This is a genomic window from Actinomycetospora flava, assembly GCF_037400335.1.
Lineage (GTDB): Bacteria > Actinomycetota > Actinomycetes > Mycobacteriales > Pseudonocardiaceae > Actinomycetospora > Actinomycetospora flava.
This window is the reverse complement of the sequence record NZ_JBBEGM010000014.1, coordinates 33,108-55,999: the sequence shown is the minus strand read 5'-3', so window position 1 is coordinate 55,999 and position 22,892 is coordinate 33,108. Positions and strand designations below refer to the sequence as shown.

General features: G+C 73.4%; 24 protein-coding genes and 1 pseudogene. 14 read left to right on the top strand and 11 right to left on the bottom strand.

Annotated features, from left to right (window positions below; all coding sequences use genetic code 11):
- Positions 1-72: 72 nt before the first annotated feature.
- Positions 73-522 (bottom strand): annotated as a pseudogene (locus tag WCD58_RS27225) (DUF1003 domain-containing protein); the annotation flags it as partial.
- Complete coding sequence (locus tag WCD58_RS27220) at positions 515-1,801, bottom strand: magnesium transporter MgtE N-terminal domain-containing protein (protein ID WP_337706376.1); 1,287 nt, start codon at positions 1,799-1,801, stop codon at positions 515-517. The gene WCD58_RS27220 and the pseudogene WCD58_RS27225, both read right to left, overlap by 8 nt.
- 148 nt (positions 1,802-1,949) lie before the next feature.
- Here WCD58_RS27220 and WCD58_RS27215 point away from each other — a divergent pair, with 148 nt between their 5' ends.
- From WCD58_RS27215 to WCD58_RS27205, 3 genes are all read left to right on the top strand, one after another.
- On the top strand, positions 1,950-2,909 hold the full coding sequence (locus tag WCD58_RS27215; protein WP_337706245.1) for an HpcH/HpaI aldolase/citrate lyase family protein: 960 nt from the start codon (positions 1,950-1,952) through the stop codon (positions 2,907-2,909).
- 44 nt (positions 2,910-2,953) lie between these two features.
- Positions 2,954-4,147: an acyl-CoA dehydrogenase family protein gene (locus WCD58_RS27210; RefSeq protein WP_337706244.1), complete on the top strand. Its 1,194-nt coding sequence runs from the start codon at positions 2,954-2,956 to the stop codon at positions 4,145-4,147.
- 102 nt (positions 4,148-4,249) lie between these two features.
- Positions 4,250-4,780, top strand: coding sequence for a YflT domain-containing protein (locus tag WCD58_RS27205; RefSeq protein WP_337706375.1), 531 nt, complete (start codon positions 4,250-4,252; stop codon positions 4,778-4,780).
- A gap of 341 nt (positions 4,781-5,121) precedes the next feature.
- Here WCD58_RS27205 and WCD58_RS27200 read toward each other — a convergent pair whose 3' ends face one another.
- From WCD58_RS27200 to WCD58_RS27190, 3 genes are all read right to left on the bottom strand, one after another.
- Complete coding sequence (locus tag WCD58_RS27200; protein WP_337706243.1) at positions 5,122-6,168, bottom strand: helix-turn-helix domain-containing protein; 1,047 nt, start codon at positions 6,166-6,168, stop codon at positions 5,122-5,124.
- Positions 6,165-6,767 carry a hypothetical protein gene (locus WCD58_RS27195; RefSeq protein WP_337706242.1) on the bottom strand — a complete coding sequence of 201 codons (603 nt, stop codon included), beginning with the start codon at positions 6,765-6,767 and terminating at the stop codon, positions 6,165-6,167. Before WCD58_RS27195 ends, WCD58_RS27200 begins: the two co-directional genes overlap by 4 nt.
- 64 nt (positions 6,768-6,831) lie before the next feature.
- Positions 6,832-7,953, bottom strand: coding sequence for a magnesium and cobalt transport protein CorA (locus WCD58_RS27190; RefSeq protein WP_337706241.1), 1,122 nt, complete (start codon positions 7,951-7,953; stop codon positions 6,832-6,834).
- Positions 7,954-8,266: 313 nt separating this feature from the next.
- On the opposite strand from WCD58_RS27190, the gene WCD58_RS27185 reads away from it, so the two are divergent.
- Positions 8,267-8,782, top strand: coding sequence for a MaoC family dehydratase (locus WCD58_RS27185; protein ID WP_337706240.1), 516 nt, complete (start codon positions 8,267-8,269; stop codon positions 8,780-8,782).
- Here the strand turns inward: WCD58_RS27185 and WCD58_RS27180 are convergent.
- Entirely contained in the window at positions 8,779-9,249 is a 471-nt protein-coding gene (locus tag WCD58_RS27180) for an NUDIX domain-containing protein (RefSeq protein WP_337706239.1), read from the bottom strand. The two genes, WCD58_RS27185 and WCD58_RS27180, sit on opposite strands and share 4 nt — an antisense overlap.
- Positions 9,250-9,356: 107 nt before the next feature.
- On the opposite strand from WCD58_RS27180, the gene WCD58_RS27175 reads away from it, so the two are divergent.
- The 6 genes from WCD58_RS27175 to WCD58_RS27150 all read left to right on the top strand — a co-directional run bounded on the left by WCD58_RS27175 (position 9,357) and on the right by WCD58_RS27150 (position 13,308).
- A complete protein-coding gene (locus WCD58_RS27175; protein WP_337706238.1) occupies positions 9,357-9,515 on the top strand; it encodes a hypothetical protein in 159 nt (52 codons plus the stop codon).
- A 16-nt stretch (positions 9,516-9,531) separates the two neighbouring features.
- Entirely contained in the window at positions 9,532-10,083 is a 552-nt protein-coding gene (locus WCD58_RS27170; protein WP_133827329.1) for a PH domain-containing protein, read from the top strand.
- Positions 10,084-10,093: 10 nt separating this feature from the next.
- Complete coding sequence (locus tag WCD58_RS27165; RefSeq protein WP_337706237.1) at positions 10,094-10,951, top strand: PHP domain-containing protein; 858 nt, start codon at positions 10,094-10,096, stop codon at positions 10,949-10,951.
- A gap of 29 nt (positions 10,952-10,980) precedes the next feature.
- Positions 10,981-11,835, top strand: coding sequence for a RecB family exonuclease (locus tag WCD58_RS27160; RefSeq protein WP_337706236.1), 855 nt, complete (start codon positions 10,981-10,983; stop codon positions 11,833-11,835).
- The gene (locus WCD58_RS27155; RefSeq protein ID WP_337706235.1) at positions 11,832-12,386 is read left to right on the top strand and encodes a hypothetical protein; all 555 of its coding nucleotides are present in this window, start codon (positions 11,832-11,834) and stop codon (positions 12,384-12,386) included. Before WCD58_RS27160 ends, WCD58_RS27155 begins: the two co-directional genes overlap by 4 nt.
- Positions 12,387-12,642: 256 nt before the next feature.
- Positions 12,643-13,308: a hypothetical protein gene (locus WCD58_RS27150; protein ID WP_337706234.1), complete on the top strand. Its 666-nt coding sequence runs from the start codon at positions 12,643-12,645 to the stop codon at positions 13,306-13,308.
- Positions 13,309-13,435: 127 nt separating this feature from the next.
- On the opposite strand, the gene WCD58_RS27145 is transcribed toward WCD58_RS27150, so the two are convergent.
- Genes WCD58_RS27145 through WCD58_RS27130 form a run of 4 tightly spaced genes read right to left on the bottom strand, consistent with a single transcriptional unit; the run spans position 13,436 to position 18,373 of the window.
- A complete protein-coding gene (locus WCD58_RS27145; RefSeq protein ID WP_337706233.1) occupies positions 13,436-14,206 on the bottom strand; it encodes an oxygenase MpaB family protein in 771 nt (256 codons plus the stop codon).
- Between the two features lie 50 nt (positions 14,207-14,256).
- A complete protein-coding gene (locus WCD58_RS27140; RefSeq protein ID WP_337706232.1) occupies positions 14,257-15,267 on the bottom strand; it encodes an alpha/beta hydrolase in 1,011 nt (336 codons plus the stop codon).
- Positions 15,268-15,324: 57 nt separating this feature from the next.
- Positions 15,325-16,689: an Rv3212 family protein gene (locus WCD58_RS27135; protein WP_337706231.1), complete on the bottom strand. Its 1,365-nt coding sequence runs from the start codon at positions 16,687-16,689 to the stop codon at positions 15,325-15,327.
- A 10-nt stretch (positions 16,690-16,699) separates the two neighbouring features.
- A complete protein-coding gene (locus WCD58_RS27130; protein ID WP_373696296.1) occupies positions 16,700-18,373 on the bottom strand; it encodes a DEAD/DEAH box helicase in 1,674 nt (557 codons plus the stop codon).
- Between the two features lie 393 nt (positions 18,374-18,766).
- Here WCD58_RS27130 and WCD58_RS27125 point away from each other — a divergent pair, with 393 nt between their 5' ends.
- The gene (locus tag WCD58_RS27125; RefSeq protein WP_337706230.1) at positions 18,767-19,426 is read left to right on the top strand and encodes a ferritin-like fold-containing protein; all 660 of its coding nucleotides are present in this window, start codon (positions 18,767-18,769) and stop codon (positions 19,424-19,426) included.
- Positions 19,427-19,495: 69 nt separating this feature from the next.
- Positions 19,496-19,726: a DUF3107 domain-containing protein gene (locus tag WCD58_RS27120; protein ID WP_337706229.1), complete on the top strand. Its 231-nt coding sequence runs from the start codon at positions 19,496-19,498 to the stop codon at positions 19,724-19,726.
- Between the two features lie 64 nt (positions 19,727-19,790).
- Here the strand turns inward: WCD58_RS27120 and WCD58_RS27115 are convergent, their stop codons facing one another.
- Entirely contained in the window at positions 19,791-20,429 is a 639-nt protein-coding gene (locus WCD58_RS27115; RefSeq protein WP_337706228.1) for a TetR/AcrR family transcriptional regulator, read from the bottom strand.
- Positions 20,430-20,605: 176 nt separating this feature from the next.
- Here WCD58_RS27115 and WCD58_RS27110 point away from each other — a divergent pair, with 176 nt between their 5' ends.
- Positions 20,606-21,778 carry an alpha/beta fold hydrolase gene (locus WCD58_RS27110; RefSeq protein WP_373696295.1) on the top strand — a complete coding sequence of 391 codons (1,173 nt, stop codon included), beginning with the start codon at positions 20,606-20,608 and terminating at the stop codon, positions 21,776-21,778.
- A 264-nt stretch (positions 21,779-22,042) separates the two neighbouring features.
- On the top strand, positions 22,043-22,882 hold the full coding sequence (locus tag WCD58_RS27105) for a DUF3152 domain-containing protein (protein ID WP_337706226.1): 840 nt from the start codon (positions 22,043-22,045) through the stop codon (positions 22,880-22,882).
- Positions 22,883-22,892 lie beyond the last annotated feature (10 nt).

The following is a 22,892-nucleotide window of genomic DNA, read 5'->3' as shown; positions in this document are numbered from 1 at the left end:
GGCGACGACCTTCTCCAGCGCCTTGTCGGTCTTGTCGGCGCGGTCGGGGTCGCGAGTGCCGTCCCGCACGCCGCGGTCCTGCTCGAGCTCGCCGCGCAGGTAGTCGCGGGTGACGACCTCGCCGAGCTGCAGGCGCATCGACGCCAGCTCGCGGGCGAGGTACTCGGTCTCGGCCGAGAGCCGCGAGGCGCGCGTGCGGTCCTCCTCGAGGGACACGCGGTCGCGGTCGTCCTGGCGGTTCTGCGCGAGCAGGATCAGCGGCGCGGCGTAGGCGGCCTGGGTCGAGAACGCCAGGTTCAGCAGGATGAACGGGTAGGGGTCCCACTGCAGGCTGATCGCGAAGACGTTCAGGGCGATCCAGGTGGCGACGATGACCGACTGCCACAGCAGGAAGGTGCCCGTCCCGAGGAAGCGCGCGAGGCTCTCGGCGACGCGCGCGAACCACTCGGTGTCGACGGTCAGGCGCAGGCGGCGCGACCCGGCGGGCTGGTCGAGCCGGCGGCGCGGGGTTGCCTCAGGCACGGCCGCCTCCTGTCACCGGCGCGGCGGGGACGGGTGCGGGCGCGGGTTCGGGGTCCGGCTGCGAGCGCCAGTCCTCGGGGAGCAGGTGGTCGAGGACGTCGTCGACGGTCACCGCGCCCACCAGGTGCCCGGCCTCGTCGATCACCGGGCCGCAGACGAGGTTGTAGGTCGCGAAGTAGCGGGTGACCTCGGCGAGCGTCGCCTCCGGGCCGATGCGCGTGAGCTCGGAGTCCAGGACGCCGGCGACGAGGTCCGACGGTGCCTCGCGCAGCAGGCGCTGGGAGTGCACGCAGCCCAGGTAGCGCCCGGTCGGCGTGGCCGTCGGCGGGCGGCAGACGAACACCATCGACGCCAGCGCCGGCGTGATGTCCGGGTTGCGGACGTGGGCGAGCGCCTCGGCGATCGTCGCGCCGGGCTGGAGCACGATCGGCTCGGGCGTCATGAGCCCGCCCGCGGTGTTCGACGAGTACGTCAGCAGGCGCCGGACCGGCTCCGACTCCTCGGGCTCCATCAGCCCGAGGAGCTCCTCGGACTCGGCGCCGGGGAGGTCGGCGAGCAGGTCGGCGGCGTCGTCGGGGTCCATCTCCTCGAGGACGTCGGCGGCGCGCTCGGCGGAGAGGTGGCGCAGGAGGTCCTGCTGCTCGGAGGACGGGAGCTCCTCGAGCACGTCGGCGAGGCGGTCGTCGCCGAGGCCGTCGGCGACGTCGTGGCGCCGGCGCTGGGGGAGGTCCATCAGCGCGTGCGCGATGTCGGCCGGGCGCATGTCCTCGAACGTGGAGAGCAGCTGCTCGGTGCCCTGCCCGGTCTCGTCGAGCGAGAGCCCCGAGATCGCCGGCCACGGCAGCACCTGGATGGGGCCGCGCCGGCCGAGCCGGCCCACGAGCTCCCGCACGGCGACGCGGGTGACGAGCCAGTCGCGGCTGCGCTGGTGCTCCATCAGCACGTCGACGACCTGCGCGTCCGCGTCGTGGTCGACCACCCGGACCCGCGCGTCGAGCATCTCGCCGACGACGAGCACCTCGTTGGGGCGCTGGGCGAACGCCCGCAGGTTGACCTGACCGGTGGCGAGCGTGACCGCGGCCGCGTCCACGGCGGTGACCCGCAGCATCGGCACGAAGATGCGCCGCCGGGAGCCGACCATGACGACGAGACCGAGCACCCGGGGCGGCCGCGGGCCGACCGACACCGCGCACACCGCGTCGCGCACGCGCCCGATCCGCTCGCCGTCCGGCCCGAGGACGGGCAGCCCGACCATGCGGGCCACGAACACCCTGGCCATGGCGGTAGTCACGGCAGAAGGCTAACCGCCCGTGGGTGCCGAGCTGGATCGAGTCACCTCTGAGAGGGTCCTCACCACGGCCGATGAGGTGTGGGGACCTCATGCCAGCATCGGCCGCCGGCTCCGTCGACGTGGAGGTCAACAGCTCGTGAGTGTGGAGAACCGCCCCCGCCGGTCGTGTCTGGCGGTGCCCGGGTCGAGCCAGAAGTTCATCGACAAGGCCCGGACGCTGCCCGCCGACCAGATCTTCCTGGACCTCGAGGACGCCTGCGCGCCGCTGGTGAAGCCCGAGGCCCGCAAGACGATCGTGGCGGCGCTCAACGAGGGCGGCTGGGAGGGCAAGACGCGCGTCGTGCGCGTCAACGACTGGACCACCGAGTGGACCTACCGCGACGTCACCGAGGTCGTGGAGGGCGCCGGGGCCAACCTCGACGCGATCATGCTGCCGAAGGTGCAGACCCCCGAGCAGGTCCACGCGCTGGACTTCCTGCTCACCCAGATCGAGAAGACCATGGGCTACGAGGTCGGCCGCATCGGCATCGAGGCGCAGATCGAGAACGCCCGCGGCCTCAACAACGTCGTCGCGATCGCCGAGTCGTCGCCGCGCCTGGAGACCATCGTCTTCGGCCCGGCCGACTTCATGGCCTCGATCAACATGAAGTCGCTGGTCGTCGGCGAGCAGCCCCCCGGCTACACCGAGGGCGACGCCTACCACTACATCCTCATGCAGATCCTCATGGCGGCGCGGGCCAACGACCTGCAGGCCATCGACGGCCCCTACCTGCAGATCCGCGACGTCGACGGCTTCCGCCGCGTCGCGAACCGGGCGGCGGCGCTGGGCTACGACGGCAAGTGGGTGCTGCACCCCGGCCAGATCGACGCCGCGAACGAGACGTTCTCGCCGTCGCAGGAGGACTACGACCACGCCGAGAACATCCTCGACGCCTACGAGTGGTTCACCTCGGAGGCCGGCGGCGCCAAGGGCTCCGCGATGCTCGGCGACGAGATGATCGACGAGGCCTCGCGCAAGATGGCGCTGGTGGTCGCGGGCAAGGGTCGCGCCGCGGGCCTGTCGCGCGGCGAGCGCTGGACGCCGCCGGAGAGCTGACCCGATACTCGTCGGTAACTTCTAGGACAGCAGGAGCACCACGCATGGCACGCCTCGCCCAGACCGCCGGCCTGACCGATGTGCAGCAGGAGATCCTCTCCACCGTCCGCGACTTCGTGGACAAGGAGATCATCCCGCACGCGCAGCAGCTCGAGCACGACGACGTCTACCCGCAGGACATCGTCGACGGGATGAAGGAGATGGGCCTGTTCGGGCTCATGATCCCGGAGGAGTTCGACGGTCTGGGCGAGTCGCTCCTGACCTACGCGCTGGTGGTCGAGCAGATCGCCCGCGGGTGGATGAGCGTCTCGGGCGTCATCAACACCCACTTCATCGTCGCCTACATGCTGCGCCAGCACGGCACGCCGGAGCAGAAGGCGCACTACCTGCCGAAGATGGCGACCGGCGAGATCACCGGCTCGTTCTCGATGTCCGAGCCCGACCTCGGCTCCGACGTCGCGGCCATCAAGACCAGCGCGAAGGCCGACGGCGACGACTACGTCGTCAACGGCGCCAAGATGTGGCTGACCAACGGCGGGTCGTCGAACCTGTCGGCGGTGCTCGTCAAGACCGACGAGGGCGCCGAGAAGCCCTACCAGAACCTGACGACGATCCTCGTCGACAAGGAGCGGGGCTTCGGCAAGGTCGCCGAGGGCCTCAGCATCCCCGGCAAGATCGACAAGATGGGCTACAAGGGCGTCGACACCACCGAGATGGTGTTCGACGGCTTCCGGATCCCGCAGTCGCAGGTGCTCGGCGCGGCGCCCGGCAAGGGCTTCGCGCAGATGATGGACGGCGTCGAGGTCGGCCGCGTCAACGTCGCCGCCCGCGCCTGCGGCATCGCGATCCGCGCCTTCGAGCTCGGCATCGAGTACGCCCAGCAGCGCTCCACGTTCGGCAAGCCGATCGCGCAGCACCAGGCGATCAGCTTCAAGCTCGCCGAGATGGCCACCAAGGTCGAGGCGGCGCACCACATGATGGTCAACGCCGCCCGCCTCAAGGACCGCGGCGAGCGCAACGACGTCGAGGCCGGGATGGCCAAGATGATCGCCTCCGAGTACTGCAAGGAGGTCACCGAGGAGTCGTTCCGCATCCACGGCGGCTACGGCTACTCGAAGGAGTACGAGATCGAGCGCCTCATGCGGGAGGCGCCGTTCCTGCTCATCGGCGAGGGCACCTCGGAGATCCAGAAGACGATCATCAGCCGGGGCCTCCTGAAGGACTACAAGCTGCGCTGACAGCGGTACGGTCCTTCGTCACAGCTCACCCTCGCCCGGCACTCCCGGGCGGGGGCGGGCGTTGACGTCTGTAGTGGGACCGATTGCGAAGGACAGCGAGGGATCGTCGTGACTGCGCCGTTCACCGGGAACCGCCCGGGCGCCCAGCCGGGGCTGCCCAACCTCCCCGAGCCGCCGTCCGGCTGGCCGGTGGGCTCCTACGCGAAGTACGAGGAGGCGCAGCGCGCGGTCGACCACCTCGCCGACAACGAGTTCCCCGTCGCCGACGTCACCATCGTCGGCGTCGACCTCATGCTCGTCGAGCGGGTCATCGCCCGCCTGACCTGGGGTCGCGTGCTCGCCACCGGCGCCGCGTCCGGCGCGTGGCTGGGCCTGTTCGTCGGCCTGGTGCTCTCCCTGCTGTCGCCGGCGGGCGGGATCGGCGGCCTCGGCGCGATCCTCACCGGCCTCGTCATCGGCATCGTGTTCGGCGTCGTCTCCGGGGCGATCACCTACGGCGCCTCCCGCGGCCGGCGCGACTTCACGTCGCAGAGCCAGCTCGTGGCCGGGCGCTACGACGTGCTCTGCCAGCCCCGCAACGCCGAAAAGGCGCGCGACATGCTCGGCAAGCTCGCGATGGGCACCGACGGCTGAGGGTCCCCGGTACGAGCGATGCGGCATCGCTGGCATGTGACGCCAGGATCGCCACATCCTCGCCGCGCGACACGCCGGGCCCGCTCGAGGCACAGGGTGTGCCAGCGTGGCGGCCACGCTGACGTCCAACGACAGGAAAGCCGCCCGCTCGATCCTCGGCGGACGCGGCGCCCCTGATCGCGGTCCGGGTGACGATCGCCGTCAGATCTGACGGCGTCCGTCACCGACTCAGCGATCTTCGCGTCGCCCGGCCTCGACGTCGGCTCTCCCCTCGTCCGCGGCGGCGGATTCCTCGACGCTGCGCAGCAGCCCGGTGAGTCGCTGGCACCGCCGCATGGGCGTCAAAGTGCGCGCAGTGGCCGAACGTGTGAGCCGACGAAGACATGGTTGGTGTCCGCGGACGCGAAGCCGGCGACCAACGCCACCTCGTCGTCATCGAGACCGCGTTGATGCAGCGAGTCGGCAATCGCAGTTGTCAATCGAGTCTCTTCGGGTGCGATTTCGTCGCTGCCCGGCTCCCGCGTCCGCCAGCCCTTCGCGCTCAGCTGCTTGTAGAGGCTCGTCCGGTCTGCAGGGCGGAGCGTTCCAAGCGCATGAGCGCGTTCGATCAGGGCCTGCACGCTCACGCCCCACTGTCTCTTGAGGTCCATCAAGTCGCCTATGGAGAGGTGACGCAGCTGGCTCTCGATGACGGCGGCCGGCATGAGGAACTCCGCCGCGAACTCGTTCGCCTCCCGCTCGACATCATCGCCCGGACCGTTGGCGTGCAGACAAAGATGTCCGAGTTCGTGAGCGGCGGTGAGGCGCAGGCGGTCGAGAGGAGCACTGCTATTGAGGAGGAGGACCGGATGATCGCCGATCCACTGAGACAGGCCGTCGACTCGGCGGGTGGGGAACGGTTCCTGGACGACCAGACAGCCCGCTGCCTCGAGCCATGCGAGGAGACGGCGCACGGGACCGGAAGGCAACTTCCACTGCATCCGCACCATGCGCGCCGCGTCCGAAGGCGTCGTCTCAAGTGGATCGAACGTCGGCACGAGATCCGAGGAGCGGAGTGAGACTTCCTCGAACAGTTGACGGGCGTGGAAGCGCAGCTCGTTCAAGCGAGCCTCGAGCATGCGCCAGTCTGTCGCTTTCGCCGTCGCGCGGCGACGCATGTGCGCATCGATCGCCATGGCGCCACGTTCCCGCCCTGCGGTGCTCAGGAAGCGCTGCGTTACGCCGAGCGCTGCCGCAAGTGCCTCGAGAGTCTCGTCGTCGGGGTGCCGGAGATCTTGCTCGTACCGCGAGAGCGCCGCCTGGGTCACGCCGGCTCGAGCGGCCAGTTCGACCTGCGTCAGCCCGCGCGCTCGTCGGAGAGTCAAAATGACCTCACCAAGCGCGGTCATCGGTCCTCGGTGCCCTCGGCGTCGTCGTCTTCGACGACCTCGATGACCGGAAGCTGTGGACCGTCGGCGTCCGGACGGAGCGGTTTGATGTTGGGTGCCACAGATTCCAGCGTCTCGTGCCAGATGACGTCGGCACCATGGGGCAACGAGATGACCGGCGCCGAGATGCTCCGTGTCTCTTCGTCCCATCGGTAGCCCACATTGAGGCGGACCTCGCTCATGGACGGGAAGGCGAGCTGCTGCCCCTGCAGCTGAAAGTCGAGGAAGGTCTGGGTCGGGTAGCTCCGCACGCGGCCGTCGCGGTGCCGCTTCACGCGAAGCCGGTACTCCAGCCCGACCCCGATCTCGTGCGTCGGTTCTCGGTCGTTCAACGCAACGCTCGCCACTGGGTCGAGGCTCCGCCGGATCGAAGCCCAGAGCCAGTCGTTGATCATGTTCGCCAGGCCCCGCTGGGAGTGTTCAGCGGCGTGGTCAGGCAGGGTCTGCCTGTAGACCGCAAGTCGCTCCTTGGCGTCCGCGACGCTGAGCGACACCGCCCCGATGACCTTGTCGCCGAGACCAGCTCTGACCTCGTCGAACGACGGAAACTCGGACAACATGCCGGCAAATATACCGCCCCCTGCCGACGTTGACCTCACGAACATGCCGGAGAGACCGTCCGCCCTACAGCCAGCGGTTCTTGCGGAACGTCCGCCAGAGGACCGCGCAGATCGTGAGGATCGCGAGCAGGACGGCCGGGTAGCCGAACTCCCAGTGCAGCTCGGGCATGTAGTCGAAGTTCATGCCGTAGATGCCGGCGAGCATGGTCGGCACGGCGAGCAGCGCGGCGTAGGCGGTGATCTTGCGCATGTCGTTGTTCTGGCGCAGCGTGATCTTGGCGAGCACGGCGTCGACCAGCGTCGTGAGCAGCTCGTCGAACGAGGCGACGCGCTCGGCCACGGTCGCGAGGTGGTCGTCGACGTCGCGGAAGTAGCTGCGCACCTCCGACGGCACGAGCGGCGAGTAGCCCTCGGTGAGCCGGCGCATCGGGGTGACGAGCGGGGTCACCGCGCGCCGCAGCTCGAGCACCTCGCGCTTCATCAGGTAGATCTGCTCGGCGCCGACCTCCGAGTAGGGCGCGAAGACCTCGGTCTCCATGGTGTCGATGTCGCCCTCGACGCCGTGGGCGACGTCGAGGTAGGCGTCGACGATGTGGTCGGCGACGGCGTGCAGCACGACCGCGGGGCCCTGGGCGAGGTGCTCGGGGTCGGCCTCGAGCAGGTGGCGCACCCGGCGCAGCCCGGAGTGCTGACCGTGCCGCACGGTGACGACGAAGTCCTTGCCGAGGAAGACCATGAGCTCGCCGGACTCGACGATCTCGTTGGCGGTGGTCGGCGACGCGTGCGCGACGTAGCGCATGGTCTTGAACACCGAGAACAGCATGTCGTCGGCGCACCCCGAGGCGTTCGCCCCGCTGTAGCGCTCCATCTTCGGGCGCTGGTGGGCGTGCACGGCGTCCTCGACGGCCAGCGGGTGGAGCCCGAACACCTCGGCGATGTCCTGGATCTGCTCGGCGTCGGGCTCGTGCAGCCCGATCCACACGAAGCCCTCCTCGCGCCGGCGGACCTCCGCGATGGCGTCGCGGTGGTTCCAGCGGCCCTCGAGGCGCTTGCCGTCGACGTACACGGCGCAGTCGACGACGAACGCCGCGAGCGGCACGTGGGGGACCCGCGTCTCCTGCGCGCGGGGACGACCCGGGCGGATCACGCGGGATCCGGCGTTGCGCAGCGTGGGCAGGGAAGGCATGGCGACCTCCGGGGACCGGACGGTGTGACGGGGGCTGTTGGCACCGTGCTGGCGTGTGCCACCGCGTCCCTCCCGGAGTACCCCGCGGACGCTCAGCGCGCGGTCGTCACCGGAAAGGGGACGCGGCCCGTACTCGGGGGCAGGGCGTCGGCCCTGGTGTAGGAGTCGTCCACGTCTCACCTCCCTGGTCTCGCGCGACACGACCTCGGACGATCCGCCATCCTAACGGCCGCCGTCGGCGCCGTCGGAACGAGGAGTCACTCGTCCCGGGCGCGCCGCCGCCGCGACCACCGACGTTCAGGAGGCGTTCGACGTGCAGTTCGGCCGGTACTTCGAGGAGTTCGAGGTCGGAGCGACGTACAAGCACTGGCCGGGCAAGACGGTCACCGAGTACGACGACCACCTCTTCTGCCTGATCACGATGAACCACCACCCGCTGCACCTCGACTCCCACTACGCCGAGGGCACCCAGCAGGGGCGCAACGTCGTCGTCGGGAACTACGTCTACTCGCTGCTGCTCGGGATGTCGGTCGCCGACGTGTCGGGCAAGGCGATCGCGAACCTCGAGGTCGAGTCGCTGCGCCACGTCAAGCCGGTGTTCCACGGCGACACGATCTACGGCGAGTCGACGGTGCTGGACAAGAAGGAGTCGTCGTCGAAGAACGACCGCGGCGTGGTCCAGGTCGAGACGATCGGCTACAACCAGGACGGCGTCGTCGTGTGCATCTACCGCCGCAAGGTGATGGTGCCGAAGCGCCCGGCGGCCGAGGGCAGCGACGAGGCGTTCGAGGCCGAGCAGCCCCGCCGCCCCGTCCCGCAGCGGGATTAGGACGGCAGGCAGTCCCACCCGCGCAGCGCGACGGTGAGCCCGGTGACGAGCTCGCCGGCCGCGTCCATCGCGGCGTAGGCGGCGCCGTCGACCCACCGGGCGTCGGCGGCGTCGTCACCCGCGCGCGGCTCCGCCCCGGACCGACGCAGCCGGCACCGGAAGTCGTGGATCACGAACGTGCGCCCGCCCGGCGCGGGCCGGCGCACGTGACCGACCTCCTCGCCGACGACGACGTCGAGCCCGGTCTCCTCGGCCACCTCGCGCGCCGTGGCGTCGCGCACGGACTCGCCCGGCTCGACCTTGCCGCCCGGCAGCGACCAGCGTCCGGCCTCGGGGTCGTGGGCGCGGCGGATCAGCAGGAGACGGCCGCGCGGGTCGGTGACGATCCCTCCGACGCACAGGACGTCGCCGGGCCGGGGGATGGCGTGATCCCGCGACGCGCCCGGAACGGTGCGGGGATCACCCATCGTCACACGAGATCACACTAGTATCACCCGGGACGTCGGATGACCGTCTCGGCTCGGACGATCCATACTGCCCACGACACTGCGACGACCATCGCGAGGGACATCTGGTGAACGCGAAGAAGATCGGCATCATCGCGGGCGTCGCGTTCGCGCTCTTCTTCGTGATCTCCCAACCCCAGGGCTCCGCGGATCTGGTGCTCAGCATCCTCACGATCCTGGGCGACGCGGCGGCATCGGTGGTGGAATTCATCCGAGCGCTGTTCTAGGTCCGGAGGTCCCGACGTGCTGGCACCCCGCGAGGTCGACGAGTACGTCCTGCCCACCGAGCGGCGGGTGATCCGGTTCCGGCGCCACTGGGCGGTCATCGTCAGCGAGGTGCTGCAGGCCGTCATCCTGTTCGTCCTGCTCGCGCTCGGGGCGGCGTTCCTGCCCCAGAACGTCGTGCTGGACAACCTCTTCTGGTACGGCGCGCTGCTCGTGCTGCTCAAGACCAGCTACAAGGTCAGCGAGTGGTGGGTCGAGAAGGTCGTCGTCACCGACAAGCGCGTGATGCTGACCAAGGGGATCTTCACCCACCAGGTCGGCATGATGCCGCTGACCAAGGTCACCGACCTGACGTTCGAGCGCACCCTCAACGGCCGCATGCTCGGCTACGGGACGATGGTCATCGAGTCCGCCGGTCAGATCCAGGCGCTCAACCGCATCGACTTCCTCCCCGACCCCGAGGAGGTCTACGAGGCGATCTCCGAGCTCGTGTTCGGCGACAAGCGCCAGACCCGCTCGTACACGCTGCCGGGGAGCGGCTTCGGCGGTGCGCGGGCGCGGCGGCGCTGATACTCACCGCGTGATCGACCTCCACACCCATTCCTCGGTCTCCGACGGCACCGACAGCCCGACTCGCTTGATCGAGAAGGCCGTCGCGGCAGAGGTGACCGTGCTCGCGCTGACCGACCACGACACCACCGCGGGGTGGGACGAGGCGGCCTCCGCGCGCCCGTCCGGGCTGACGCTGGTCCGCGGCGCCGAGTTCTCGACGGAGAGCGACGACGGGCGCGGCGGCACGGTCACCGCGCACCTGCTCGGCTACCTGTTCCGCCCCGACGACCCGGAAGTCGTCGCCGAGCAGGAGCGGGTGCGGGGCGCGCGCCGCGAGCGGGTCCGGGCGATGGGTGACCGGATGGCGGCCGGCGGCCTGCCGATCGACGGCGAGGCCCTGCTGGCGCGGCTGCCGGACGACTCGCCCGCGGGCCGGCCGCACATCGGGCAGGCGCTCGTCGACGCCGGGGTGGTGGGCTCGGTGCCGGAGGCGTTCGAGGAGCTGCTGCGCAAGGACGGCCCGTACTACGTGGAGAAGTACAACACTCCGATGACGCGGGCGATCGCGATGATCCACGCCGCGGGCGGGGTGGCGGTCTTCGCGCACCCGTTCGCCCGCAAGCGCGGTGCGGTCGTGGAACCCTCGGTGATCCGCGATCTGGCGGCCGCGGGGCTGGACGGCGTCGAGGTCGACCACTCCGACCACGTCCCCGAGGACCGTGCGGTGCTGCGCGACCTCGCGACGGAGACGGGTCTGCTGGTCACGGGATCGAGCGACTACCACGGGGCGAACAAGACGACGGGGATCGCCGTGGAGAGGACGCACCCGGTGATGTTCGAGGCCCTCGCGACGCGCGCGACGGGCGTCGAGGTGCTCGCGGGCTGAGCACGGCCCGGCCCCTAGGGTGGGAGGCGATGAGCATGCAGCTGGGTCTGGACGGCATGCCCGCCCGCCTGGTCCGCGTGACCCCGTCGCGGCTCGCCACGTGGGAGGACTGCCGGCGCCGGTACCGCCTGACCTACCTGGACCGCCCGGCGCCGCCGCGGGGCGGTGCGCGGGCGGCGAGCACGCTCGGCGCGGTGGTGCACAACGCGCTGCACGCGGTGTTCGGCGAGCCGCCCGCCCGGCGCAGCGGGGCGCGCGCCGCGGTCGAGGTCGACCGCCGCTGGTCGTCGGAGGGCTTCCGCGACGACGAGCAGGCGGCCGTCCACCGCGAGCGGGCCCGAGCCTGGGTCGCCGACTACGTCGAGCGCCACGCCGTCCCCGATGCTCCGGAGCCGATGGGCGAGGTCGTCGGGCTCGAGCGCTGGCTGTCCGCCCCGGCCGGCGCGATGGTCGCCGAGGGGCGCGCGGACCGCCTCGACCAGCGCGGGGGCGAGGTCGTGGTCGTCGACTACAAGACCGGCCGCCGCGTCCCCGACGCCGACGACGCCCGCCGCTCACCCGCGCTGGCGCTCTACGCGCTCGCCGCCCGGCGCACGCTGCGCCGCCCGTGCCACCGCGTCGAGCTGCACCACCTGCCGAGCGGCACCGTCGCGGCCGCCGACCACGACGACGCCGGTCTCGCGGCGCACCGCGAGCGCGCCGAGGCCACCGCGGTCGCTCTCGGCGCCGCCGCCGACGCGCTCGAGGAGGACCCGCGGCGCGCCGAGGACCTCTTCCCGCCCGCCCCCGGCCCGCGCTGCGGTGCCTGCGACGTCCGGCGCCACTGCCCCGAGGGGCGCGCCGCGGCCCCCGCCGAGCCGGCGTGGTCGGGGCTCGCCCCGTGAGCTCCGCCGAGCGCGCCGACCAGCACGACCCCGACGACGAGGGCGAGACCCCTCCCCGGTCCTGGTCCCCGCACGCGCCGACCCCGCCCCACGGGGGCGAGCGGCCCGGCGTGACCTCGACCGGCTCGTGGGTCTCTCCCGACCGCTGGACCTCGCCGGCCGGGGTGCCCCGCGCCGCGACCCGCCGCGAGCGCTCCCGCGGTGCCGGGCGCCCGACGCCGCCGGGCGGGTTCGCCACCGGCTCGTTCCCCCGCCGGGCTGAGCCCCCCGAGCGGCTGGTCGGCACCCGGCGACGCCTCGTGGCCCTGGCCCGGGTGCTCGCGGGCGGGCTGGTCGTGCTCGCGGTGGTGGTCGTGGTGGCGCCGTGGTTCCTCGGCGGTCCCGGGCCGGGCGTGGACACCGTCATCGGGCACCTCGTCGGCGCCGCCGCCGCGGTCGCCGGCACCGCGATCGCCGCCCACCGCCGCACCTCGCCCGTCGTGGCCGTCGTCGCGGCCGCCTCGGTGCCGGTGATCCTCTTCCTGGTGCTCGCGATCGTGTGGTGGCGCTAGGTCCGGCGTCGCGAACAGTGCGGGGCCGACTGATGGCTCGAGTCATGACTGTGTGGCCTCGCGCGGCGACGTCGACAGGTACGCGTGTGTGACCTGCGCTACATAAGACCTTGTGATGGTCGCATCATATATCAGACGCCGATGACTGTTGTGTCGATCATTAGACCGCCCTCACTCTGGTGATCGGAGCAGGCGTCGTACCTCCGAGGTTCCTCGGGCGAAACCAGCTCCTCTCATCCGGGTTGAACGAGATGGGGTGAGCGCTATGAAGCGCCGTCCAGGTGGCAATGGTCGATGCAGGTGCAGTCGGGAACCGGGTCTTGGTCATTTCCGTCCCTCAAGCGAGGACTGGCCTACTCTCAATCAAGATCGCGCTTCGGAGCGGGGCGGTTCGGAGTTCGCGGGTGCCCAGAAGAAGGCTAGGCAGTGGCCGGGGATCGTCGGTGCGATCGCAGGCATTGTCGGGGTTATCTTCAGTGGGACCGCGTTGATCGTTGCAGACAATACCTGGGCGGCCGGAGCGGTTCCGTTCCACAATGAGATCCGGACAGAGGCGGAGCTGGATTCCATGTTCTCGGCCCTAACCTCTCACTCAAGTCCCGTTCCTGGCGGCGCACTGTCGGCCCCCTGGCTGGACGTGGATGTGGTCATCGCGAGCGACCTGCTGAAGAAGGCGCAGGCAGCTGACGAGCACGAGCAGGGTGGAGAGCCTGCTTCCGTGGAAATGATGACTACTACCTGCCCCGATGCGGAGGGCCGCCCGACGGTCAGTCGGATCTATCTCTATGACGTTGACGCGCGCTACGTCGGTCATCGCGCGCAAGGAGACGTCTACATCAGAGGGGTCTTCGAGGTCACGAAGATCGCCAGTGATCGAAAGAACGGGCGAACTTTCTGTTGGGTCGATCTCTCGAAAAAGTGATGGGTCTCACGGCCTCTGGTGGCTCGTGGAAGCCTGTCGCGTGCGGGGGTCCCGGCGAGTGTCCGAACTGCTAGGCATTCACTGGAAGGAGAGGCGCAGCCAGCGATGTGCCCTACTGAGATGGGTGCTATTGCTCGCGGGCCAGGGCCTCGCGGGCGATGGGGCCGTGGCGCCAGTGCTCGGGCAGGGCGAGGACGGCCGTGCGCAGTGCGCGCAGGGTGAGGGTCGCGCCGAGGTCCGTGGTCGGCACGGTGGGGACACCGTGCATCCGGCGCGCCCAGCGCGGCTGGAGCGCGAAGCCCAGGGCGGCGACCGCGGTCCACGCCGGGCGGGCGGGGGTGGTCAGCGTGGTCCGCAGCGACATCGGCGGCACGAGCAGGCGCAGGGCGGCGGCGCGGCTGGTGGCCGAGGCGCGCAGGTCGCGGCGGACGTCGGCGACGTAGTCGGCGACCTCGGCGCGGCTCGCCGGCACGTCGCCCGCCCCGAGCAGCCGGGCTGCGACGACCTGCTCGCGGTAGAACGCGTCCGCCTCGGCGTCGCTGATCGGGGCCCCGGCGCGGCGGACCGCCTCGAGGAACGAGCTGACCTCGGTGACGTGCACCCAGCGCAGCAGCTCCTCGTCGCCCGCGGCGTAGGACCGCCCGGTGACGGGGTCGGTGCCCCGCACGAACTCGTGGGCGCGGCGCACCCGGGCCGCGGCGGCGTCCACGGTGTCGCGCGGCGCGAACGTCACCGTCATCACGTACTCGGCGGTGCGCTGGAGGCGGGGCCAGAAGGCGGTGTCGAAGTCCGAGTGCTCCGAGACCCCGGCCATCGCCAGCGGGTGCAGGGCCTGCAGGAACAGCGCGGACACCCCGCCCGCGCCGGCGGCCGGGTCGGCGAGCACCCGCCAGGTCACGCTCCCCGGACCGAAGTACCCGTCAGCCGGATCGGCAGGAGAATGGCCCACTAGCCGAGGATGTCGTCCCGCAGCCAGGTCCGCCACGTCGGGACGAGGACGTCGAGCAGCGCCGCCGGGTTCTCGACGTTCGGGGCGTGCGCGGCGTGCGGCACCGCGGCGAACTCCGCCTCGAGCCGGTCGGCCATGGTGCGCTGCATGCTCACCGGCCAGGCGTCGTCGTCGATGCCGCAGACGACGAGGCAGGGCACCCGCCGCGCGCGCACGGCGGCGACGAGCTCGGCGGTGCGGTCGTCCTCTGAGCGCAGCGCGTCGCCCATCCCCAGCAGGCCCGCGACGGCGGACCGGCGCAGGCGCTCGCGCAGCAGCTCGACGACGTGCGGGTGGGTCGACGACCACTGGCCCGACGCGTCGCGCAGGGCGATCACCTCGTCGATGCCGCGGCGGCGCAGCACGGGCTCGAGCACGTCGAGGTCGGTGCGCCGCCGGCCCATCGGCAGCTCGCCGGGCCCGGAGTCCATGAGCGTCAGCCCGCGGACCGGCGCCCCGGCGAGGACGGCCGCGCGGGCGACGAGGCCGCCGTAGGAGTGGCCGAGCAGCAGCACCCGGCGTCCGGCCCCGGACTCCGCGGCGACGACCTCCGCGACCACGGGGCCCAGCGCACCGGGCCGGTACTCGGTCTCGCTCTCGGGGCCGGGCGACTCGTACTGGCCCGGCAGGTCGAGCGCCAGCACGCCGATCCCCGCGGCGGCGATCGGGTCGATCAGCGGCGCGAAGTCCTCCTTCGAGCCGGAGTACCCGGGCAGCAGCAGGGCCGTGGCGGGCGGGCCGCCCACCGAGGCCGACTCGTCGGCGTCGGCGCGCAGGCCCGCGAGCGGCCCCAGGGGCGACGCGACGGTGACCGGGTAGGCGGCGTGGGGGTGGCGCTGGGCCTCGCCCGGACCGGCGTGCACGGCGGCCGGGGTGGCGTCGGGCGGCCGGGCCCCCGCGCCGTCCGACGAGCCACCGGCGTGATCACCGGCGTGATCAGCGGCGGTGCCGGGGGTCTCGGGGCGGGCCACCTCGGTCAGTCTGCCGTATCCAGCGCGGATCCGGGCGTGTGCGCGAGGTGACGCGGATCAGCCGGGCGGCCGGAGCGCCACCACCGTCGAGCCGCGCAGCTCGACGAGCGTCGTGCCCGTCGCGGCGACGGCGACGGGGGTGCCGGGCGCGACGTCGCGCCGCACCGGGATGACGGCCCCGCGCGGGGCGCCGGTGGCCGCGTCGAGGACGGCGAGCCCGTCGGGCACCGGCACGAGCGCGACCGCGGCCGGGGCGGTCCCGGGCCAGGCGGCGCCGGCCCCGAGCGTGCCCTGCGCCGTCCAGCGGGGCCGCAGGTCGCCGGCGTCGAGCCCGACGGTCGCCGTGCCCGTCCACCACAGGAGCACCGGCCCGACGGGGCGGACGGTGGCCGCGAGGTCGGGCGGGTCGGTGGTGGGGCCCGCCGCGGGGCCCAGGGGGAAGACCGTCTCGGGGACGATCGTCTCGGCGTCCGGCGAGGTCCCGACGACGTGCAGCGTCCCGTCCGGCGCGGCCCAGGCGGCGCGCTGGTCGGTCAGCGCGACGAGCCGGGCGCCGCGCACGCCCAGCAGCGTGCTGGAGCGCTCCTCGGGCTTCTCCGAGCTCTGCGGGTCGGCGTCGAGGACCGTGAGGCGGTCGGAGTCGTCGCCGGGGCAGCGCTGGATCATCCCGATCGTGCCGCCGCCGACGGCGATCGAGCCGTTGGTGCAGTCGGCGCGGGGCTGGGCGTCGGGCGGCTGCACGGGCGTCGGGATCCGGCCCACCTCGGTGGTGAGCACGAGGTCGGACCGCCAGGTCTCGACGTGGTCGGCGCCGGTGCCGGTGACATGGTCGCGGTCGGCGAGCAGGCGGGTACCCTCGCGCAGGTCGGCGTTGCGGGACGGGCCCCGGGCGCCCGAGGCGGGCTCGAGGGCGGCGACGTCGGAGCACCAGGTGCCCAGCGCCCCGTCGGTGCGGTACACGGCGAGGACGTCGCCGAAGCCGGTGCCGACCGTGCACGGTGCCTCCGGGCGCGCGTAGCGCCACGCCTCCCGGCCGGTGACCGGGTCGTGGCCGACGACCCCGTCCGGCCCGCCGGTGACCACCGCCGGGCCCACCGCGAGCGGCGCCGGGGTGGCCGGGCTCTCCGCGCGCCACGCCTCGGTCAGCGCCGTGGGCACCGGGCCGTCGCCGCCCGGCTGCAGCGGGGGCCCGGCGACCTGCAGCTCGGTGTCCCGCGCGTCCCCGGAGGCGAGGACGAGCAGCGTGCCCACCACCGCGGCCACCGCCAGCATCGCGATCGCGACGAGGTCGCCGCGGCTGCGGCGCTCCGGGCGCGGCAGCCGGCGCCGGGGCGGTCGCCCCGACGGTTCCTCGGGAGGTCCGTCCGGATCCCGGCCCGGAGGCGGGGACCCGGACGCACGCGCCGACGTCGGCGAGCTCACCGAGGGGAAGCTACTCGGTCGTGGAGGCCGCGTCGGCGGTGGTCTCCGCACCGGTGTCGGTGCTGGTGTCGGCGCCCTTGTCCGCACCGCGCGACGCGCCGGACCCGCGGCCACCGCGGCGGCGGCGCCGACGGCGGCCGCCGTTCTCGGACGACTCGCCGGAGGCCTCCTCGAGGCGCTCGGCGTCGGCGTCGGTGCTCTCGACGGCCTCGGCGGCGTCGGTGGCCTCGGAGGAGCCCTCGCCGCCCTCGGGCCCCGAGACGACCTCGCCGTTGCGGCGCCGGGTGCGCGAGCGCGAGCGGCGCTTGCGACCGGAGCCCTCGCCGGCGTCGCCGTCGGTGGCTCCGCCGGCCTCGCCGGCCTCGGTGGCTTCGTCGGTGCTCCCGGAGGACCCGTTCCGGCCGCCCCGCGAGCGACCCCGCGACCGGTCCCGCCCGCTGTCGCGCTTGGGGCCGTCCTCGGCCTCCTCCTCCGCCGGGCGGCGGCGCCGGGCGACGCGGCCGGTGGCGCCCTCGGGGATGCCGAGGTCGGCGAAGAGGTGCGGCGAGCTGGAGTAGGTCTCCGGCGGCTCCGGGGCCCCGAGGCCCAGGTCGTCGGAGATCATCTTCCACTTCGGCAGCTCGTCCCAGTCGACGAGCGTGACCGCGACGCCGGTGCGCCCCGCCCGGCCGGTGCGGCCGATGCGGTGGATGTAGGTCTTGGCGTCGTCCGGGCACTGGTAGTTGATGACGTGCGTGACGCCGGTGACGTCGATGCCGCGGGCGGCGACGTCGGTGCACACCAGCACGTCGATGCGGCCCTCACGGAAGGCGCGCAGGGCGTGCTCGCGGGCGCCCTGGCCGAGGTCGCCGTGGACGGCGCCGACGGCGAAGCCGCGCTCGGCGAGCTCCTCGGAGACCTTGCTCGCGGTGCGCTTGGTGCGGGTGAACACCATCGTCGGGCCGCGGTCGGTGGCCTGGAGGGTGCGGGCGAGCAGCTCGACCTTGTCGAGCGCGTGGGCGCGGTAGACGAACTGCGCGGTCTTCTCGCCGATGGCGCTGGCGTCGACCTGCTCGGCGCGGATGTGCGTCGGCTGCGTCAGGAACGTCCGGGCCAGCGTGATGATCGGTCCCGGCATCGTGGCCGAGAACAGCATCGTCTGGCGGCGCTCGGGCAGCATGCCGAGGATGCGCTCGACGTCGGGCAGGAAGCCCAGGTCGAGCATCTCGTCGGCCTCGTCGAGCACGAGGCCGCCGACCTTGGCGAGCACGAGGTGGCCCTGCTGGGCCAGGTCGAGCAGGCGGCCCGGCGTGCCGACGACGAAGTCGACGCCGCGCTGCAGCGCCGCGATCTGCGGCTCGTAGGGACGGCCGCCGTAGATCGAGGCGACGCGGGTGCCGAGGTTGGCGGCCGCGCCCTCGATGTCCTTGGCGACCTGCACGCACAGCTCGCGGGTCGGCACGACGACGAGCGCCTTGGGCGTGCCGTCGCTGGGCGTGCCGAGCCGCTGCAGCAGCGGGACGCCGAAGCCGAGGGTCTTGCCGGTGCCCGTGCGGGCCTGGCCGATGACGTCCTCGCCGGCCAGCGCCAGCGGCAGGGTCAGCTCCTGGATGGCGAAGGTGCGCTCGATGCCCACCTTCTGCAGGGCGCTGACGATGGCCGGGTCGACGCCCAGCTCGGCGAAGGTGGGGGAGTCCTCGGCCACGGGGGCGCCGGCCTGGAGCGGCTCGGCGACGGGCTCGGGGTCGGGTCCGGAGTCGGGACCGGAATCGGAACGGGTGTCGGTGACGATGGTCAGGGGTCTGCCTCTCTCGCGTCTCGCGCGCGAGGCTTGCTAGCTGCTCGACCGCGTCCGGGGTCGGCGACGGTGCACGGTTGATGCCGGGGCGCGCTCCCTCGTCGGAGCACCGCCCCACGTCACCGGACGCGGGAGAGCCGGCAGAGGCGCCCGCACGCTCGGGTGCGTTCCGCGGCGCACGACGGCGACCGGGACGGTCGGCGACGGTGCATGCCACCGCGGGACGACCACATGGTACCGGTCGACCCTTCACCGCCGCGTCACCGCCGGGGTCCCCGGGTGGCCCTAGGGTGGTCGCCCGTGACCGACCAGGACCCCGCTGCGCCGGCCGTCGACCTGCTCGGAGCGGTCGCCTACGGCGCCCTGACCGCTTTCACCAGGCTCGCGGCCGACGCCGCGCTGGCCCCCGACATCGCCGGGCGCGCCGAGATGGCCGCGCTCGCCGCGGTCGAGATGGCGCACGTCGAGCGCATCCGCGCCCACCTCGACACGCGCGGTGTGGACCTCGTCACGTCCATGGCGCCGTTCGCCCCGGTGCTCGACTCGTTCGCGGCCCGGACCGCGTCCCGCGAGTGGGGCGAGGCGCTCGTCGGCGCGTACGTCGGGCGGACCCTGGCGGTCGACCTGGTGGCGGCCACCGGCGCGGCGGACGGCGCGGCCGACGACCTCGGCGGCGAGCTCCTGCGCGGTCCCGACGCGGGTCGGGAGGCCAGCGGGGAGAGCGGGTTCGACGCCTTCGCCGAGCGCGCCGTGCGCGACGTCGCCGTCGACGAGCAGACGCGCGGCCGCCTCGCGATGTGGGGCCGGCGGCTGCTGGGGGAGACCCTCGCCGCGGCCGCCGAGGTCCTCGACGCGCACCCGCAGGCCGCGTCCGCGCTGCTGGGGGGCACGTCGCGGGCGGCGGTGTTCAAGGCGCTGAAGTCGCGTCACTCCAAGCGGTTGGCGGCGCTCGGGCTGTGACGCCGACCCCGCGCCGCCCGGTGGACTAGCCTCGCGCGGGCACAAGCACCGGGCCGAGCGGAGGAACGCGTGGAGGTCAAGATCGGCGTGGCGGAGAGCCCACGCGAGCTGGTGGTCGCGAGCGACCAGACGCCCGACGAGGTGCAGGGGCTCGTCGACGAGGCCCTGGCCTCGAACGGCGGCACGCTCGTGCTCTCCGACGACAAGGGCCGCCGGTACGTCATCCCCGCTGCCCGCATCGCCTACGTGGAGATCGCGCCCCAGGAGGGCCGGCGCGTGGGGTTCGGGGTCGGTAGCTAGGGAGCGACCGGGCGCCGGGGGCCTGCCGAGACGACAGGGCCCCGGCGCGCATCCCTCCCGGCTGCTATCCCTCTTGCCGGGGGAACCCGCCGATGCCGCGCCACGCGAGCTGCGACATCAGCGTGATCGCGTCCTCGCGCGGCGGCGACTCGGCGTCGAGCCAGTAGCGCGCCGCCGTGGTCGACAGGCCCACCAGGCCCACGGCCAGCAGGCGCGCCCGCTCGGGCTCGAGGCCTGCGTCGGTGGTGACCGCCTCGGTGACCGCGTCGATGCAGTCCGACGTGGCGCGGTCGACCAGCCCGGCGATCTCGGGCGTCGCGCGCGTGTCGGTCTCGAACACCAGGCGCATCGCGCCGTCCCGGGACGACACGACGTCGAAGTAGGCCTGGATGGTGGCCTGCACGCGCGCCTTGTTGTCGGTGGTCGAGCGGATGGCGGCGCGGACGGTGCGCACCATGTCGTCCGCGGCCCCCTGCACGAGCGCGCGGTAGAGGTCGAGCTTGCCGGGGAAGTGCTGGTAGAGCACCGGCTTGCTGACGCCGGCCCGCTCGGCGATCTCGTCCATGGCGGCCGCGTGGTACCCGCGGTTGCCGAAGACCTCGCGGGCCGCCTCGAGCAGCTGGGCCCGCCGTGCCGACCGGGTCATGCGCGGGCGGCCCGCGGCGATCCCGGGGCTGTCCGGAAGTCGCGCCTGCCCGCTCATGGCCCCCGCCCCCGCTCCGGCTCCGGCGGCACCGGTCTCGGCCGCCTCGAACGCACGACCCTACCCATCGGGTGACATCCGTGCGGGCGTCGCCACGCCCGGGGCGTCGGCGACGGTCGGTGATGCCCCGTGTTCAGCGCGACGTCACCGTGACGTCATCCGCGGGACACCGCATCATGGTCCCCGTGATCGTCCGCCGCCCCGTGCCGTCCACCGGTGTGTCCCGGTCCGTACGCCGCGACGACATCCTCTCGTCGACCGCCACGCCCGCGCCCCCGCTGGCGCCCGCGACGGCCCTGGGTCCGACGGGGACCGCCGCCGACCCGACGCCGTACTGGCCGGGGCGCGAGGTGGCGGTCGGCGGGGCGACCCTCCACGTCCGCGAGACCCCGGGGCCCGCGCACGAGACCGCGGTGTACGTGCACGGCCTGGGCGGCTCCTCGAACAACTGGACCGAGCTCGCCGGCGCCCTGTCCGGGCGCTGCCGCGGCCTTGCGGTCGACCTGCCCGGCTTCGGGCGCACGCCGCCCCCGGCGTCCGGCGACTACCGGCCCGCCGCGCACGCCGCGACGCTCACGGCCTACCTCGACGACCTGCGGCGCCGGGGCAGCGGCCCGGTCCACCTGCTCGGCAACTCCCTCGGCGGGGCGGTTTCGCTGCTCGCGGCCGCGGCGCGCCCCGACCTGGTGCGCACGCTGACCCTCGTCAGCCCCGCGATGCCCGACCTGCGCCCGCTGCCCTCGCGGCTCGGCGGGCGGCGCGCCGCGCTGGCCCTCCTGCCGTTCCTGGGCGCCGGGGCGCGGGCCGAGCAGGACGCGCGCACGCCGCGCGAGCGCCTCGCCCGCACGATGGCGCTCTGCCACGCCGACCCGCACCGCGTCGGCGACCGCGCCTTCGCCATGGCCGCGGAGGAGGCCGAGGAACGCGCCGCGCTCGCCTGGGCCCCCGAGGCCCTGCACCACTCCTTCCTCGGGCTCCTCGGCACCTGGCTCTCGCCCGCGCCGCACTCGCTCTGGGCGGCGGCCGCGCAGGTCAGCGTCCCGACGCTGGTCGTGTGGGGCGAGCTCGACCGTCTCGTCGGCGTGTACCGCGCGTCCCGGACCGCGGCCGCGCTGCCCGCCGGGCGCCTGCTGCGGCTGCCCGACGTCGGGCACGTCGCGCAGATCGAGCGCCCGCACACCGTCGCCCGGGCCGTCCTGGGGCTCGTCGACGCCGCCGCCGACGGGTCCTGGCCCGGCGCCGCTCCCGACCCCGTCCCGGCACGGGCCGACGCCGTCCCGCACCGGTGGCGCCCCCGGCTGCCGCTGGGTGTCGCCCGGACGGGAGCACGGGGCGCCGTCCTGGTGTGAAACAGTGCCCGTGTGACCCGGCCGGCCAGGCGTCCCGCCGACGGGGAGGAGGCACCGGCCGACTCCTCTCCTGACGCCTCCCCGGTGAGCGGCGAGGGCCGGGCGAATCGTCCCGGGCGTCCCGAATCCCCGGCCCGCACCGGGGTCCGCGACCGTCCCCGGTCCCCGTCCCGTGGGAGCGGGCCGCCGCGTGGCCGGGGTGCCCCCGGGCCCGGCTGGGGCCGGACGGGACCCTCGCGCGGGGGGCGCGGCGGCGGCTCGTCGGTGCTGCGCTCGTGGCGCACCTGGGTGATCCCGGCGCTCGTGGTGCTCACCGTCCTCGCCGTCGTGGAGGCGGTGTCGCCCGACGGCGACGCGGGCACGGCGTCGCCGCTGCTCACGCCGCCGACCGCGAGCCCGTCGCCGGTGGTCACCGAGGCCCCGCGCGGTGCCGGGGAGAACGCGGACATCCCGTCGGCGGAGCTGCCCGCGGGCGGCGCCTTCCCGGTGACGGGCAACGGCACGTGGCACGTCGTCCCCGGCACGACGCCGCAGGCCGGCACCGGGCGCGTCTACACCTACACCGTGGAGGTCGAGGACGGCATCGTCGTCCCCGAGGGCGAGCAGGCCTACGCCACCGCCGTCGACGCGACCCTCACCGACCCGCGCAGCTGGGTCGGCTCCGGGCAGATCGCGGTCCGGCGCATCGACACCGGCGTGCCCGACTTCCGCGTCAGCCTCTCGGCCCAGATGACCATCCGCGGGCTGTGCGGCTACTCGCTGCGCTACGAGGCGTCGTGCTGGAAGTCCGACATCGGGCGCGTGCTCATCAACGGGTCCCGCTGGGTGCGCGGCGCCGCGGCGTTCGAGGGCCAGCTCGGCCTGTACCGCCAGTACGCCATCAACCACGAGGTCGGGCACGTCTTCGACAACCCGCACGTGCCGTGCCCCGAGAACGGCGGCCTCGCGCCGATCATGATGCAGCAGAGCTTCGGGACGGCGAACGACTACCTCGCGCAGCTCACCGAGGAGAACCCGCAGGGCCGCGAGATCCCGCGCGACGGGAAGGTCTGCCGCCCGAACGCGTGGCCCTATCCACAGGGTGCGGTGGCGCCCGCCGGGTGACGTCTCCGGG